2 protein-coding genes are annotated in these 2,188 nt (G+C 55.7%); both read left to right on the top strand.

Features of this window, described 5'->3' with window-relative positions; translation table 11 throughout:
* Positions 1–349: 349 nt before the first annotated feature.
* Entirely contained in the window at positions 350–1,537 is a 1,188-nt protein-coding gene (locus tag ACLL9E_RS04435) for an aspartate aminotransferase family protein (protein ID WP_411290535.1), read from the top strand.
* Positions 1,534–2,188, top strand: a 655-nt coding sequence (locus ACLL9E_RS04430) for an ornithine carbamoyltransferase (RefSeq protein WP_411290534.1), incomplete at its 3' end; no start/stop codon positions are given. The genes ACLL9E_RS04435 and ACLL9E_RS04430, both read left to right, overlap by 4 nt.

Raw genomic sequence — 2,188 nt, 5'->3', positions numbered from 1 at the left:
AGGCTGACCATAAGGCGATCATGGCATGTCCGCCGCATGTCCCCCTTGATGCGGGATTGCTCTAGTCGTTCGGGGTTGTTCCCCGGCTTTCCGATGTTATGGTCCATCCCATGAGCCCCGCCGCCAAAATGATTATCGTATTTCTTCTGCTTTGGGTGGCGGTGCACTTGCTTCTGTATGGACATCTCAAACGTCGTATCGCCGCTGCGAAGCGCGACAGGGATGCCGAGGCATAGCTTGATTTGCCTATATTGCGTGACTATAGCAGAAGGTTAGAAACTAGCGGTCCCAAGGGGCCGCTTTTTGGCTTTTGGAATATGCCAAATATTTGGTCGGAAGGAAGAAAATCATGACAATAACGCCCCTGATGCCAGTCTATCCGCGGTGTGGATTTCGGCCGGTTCGCGGTGAAGGCGCTTGGTTGATTTCTGAAGACGGCAGCCGCGCGCTGGATTTCGCCGCAGGCATTGCTGTGAACCTGCTTGGCCATGGCCATCCGCACCTCACCAAAGCAATTCAGGATCAAGCGGCAACGCTGATGCACGTGTCCAACCTCTATGGCAGCCCACAAGGTGAAGCCTTTGCGCAGCGGCTGGTGGATACAACATTTGCCGACACCGTATTCTTTACCAATTCGGGCGCTGAAGCGGTTGAATGCGCGATTAAGACCGCGCGTGCCTATCATCAAAGCCAGGGCAGTGACCGTTTCGAGATTATTACGTTCAAAAACGCTTTTCACGGCCGGACTATGGCAACGATTTCAGCAAGCAATCAGGAGAAGATGCACAAAGGATTCATGCCTTTGCTTGAAGGTTTCAAATATGTCGACTTCGATGATCTCGAAGGCGCCAAGGCTGCGGTGGGACCAAATACCGCTGCGTTTTTGGTGGAGCCCATTCAAGGTGAGGGCGGTGTACGTCCGGCATCCGACGCGTTTATGCAAGGCCTTCGCGCTTTGGCCGACGAACATGGAATCTTGCTGATCCTCGATGAAGTCCAATGCGGTGTCGCGCGGTCTGGGACGCTGTATGCATACGAACAATATGGCATCACACCGGACATCATGGCGACAGCGAAGGGCTTGGGCGGCGGTTTCCCCGTTGGTGCCTGTCTTGCCACCGAAGAAGCAGCCAGAGGGATGGTCGTTGGCACGCACGGCTCGACCTATGGCGGTAACCCCTTCGCGATGGCGGCATGTCAGGCGGTTTGGGATGTCGTGGCGAACGATGAATTTCTGACACAGGTGCGGTCGACTGGCGACAAGCTCCGTTCAACGCTGGAACAGTTTATCGGCAATTACCCAGACCTTTTCACTGGTGTGCGGGGCAAGGGTCTGATGCTTGGCGTAATGATGACGCATGAAACGCGCGCGTTCGTTGCGCATCTGCGTGACAATCATGGGCTGCTGCTGGTTGCGGCAGGCGACAATACGTTCCGCGTCTTGCCACCGCTGAACATTGGCGATGCCGAAATCCAAACTTTCATGGAAAAGCTTTCGGCGGGCGCGGCGAGCTATCAAATGCCGCAGGCTGCATGACTCGACATTTCCTGAACTTGACCGATGCGGGCGGTGATTCAATCGCCGCTATGCTCGCTGACGCCATCGACAGGAAAGAAGCGCGGCTTGGATGGCCTAAAGGCAAAGCAGACGCTGATGCGCCGTTGGCTAGCCACACGCTGGCGATGGTATTCGAAAAAAACTCTACGCGCACGCGCACCTCGTTTGAAATGGCGATGAAGCAGCTTGGCGGTGACAGCATCTTCATGGCCTCTGGCCAAATGCAGTTGGGGCGCGGGGAGACCATTGCCGATACCGCGCGCGTACTGTCGCGTTATGTTGATGCCATCATGATCCGTACCGATGACCATGCAAAGGTTGAAGAGCTTGCGCATCATGCGACGGTTCCGGTCATCAACGGGCTGACAGATCTATCGCATCCCTGCCAGATTGTGGCTGACCTGTTGACAATCATCGAGAGTGAAAAGGCGCTGCCGGGGCTTGAGCTTGCTTGGCTGGGCGATGGCAACAATGTTCTCAACTCGCTGGTTGAGGCGGCGGGCTTGTTCAAATTCAACGTCCGCATTGCCGTGCCCGAAGGGTATGACAGCGACAGCAATTTTATCGCTGCGGCAAAAGCGGCCGGTGCAAAAATAACACTCACCCGTGATGCGGCCGAGGCTGTAGCGG

Origin of the sequence: Sphingorhabdus sp., assembly GCF_046596595.1 — a bacterium.
Taxonomy (GTDB): Bacteria; Pseudomonadota; Alphaproteobacteria; order Sphingomonadales; family Sphingomonadaceae; genus Sphingorhabdus_B.
Note: the sequence above shows the minus strand (reverse complement) of the source record. Positions and strands in the feature narration are given on the sequence as shown.

Coding starts and splice junctions, on each gene's coding strand:
- ACLL9E_RS04435 (WP_411290535.1), top strand. CDS start 350: ATGACAATAACGCCCCTGATGCCAGTCTATCCGCGGTGTGGATTTCGG.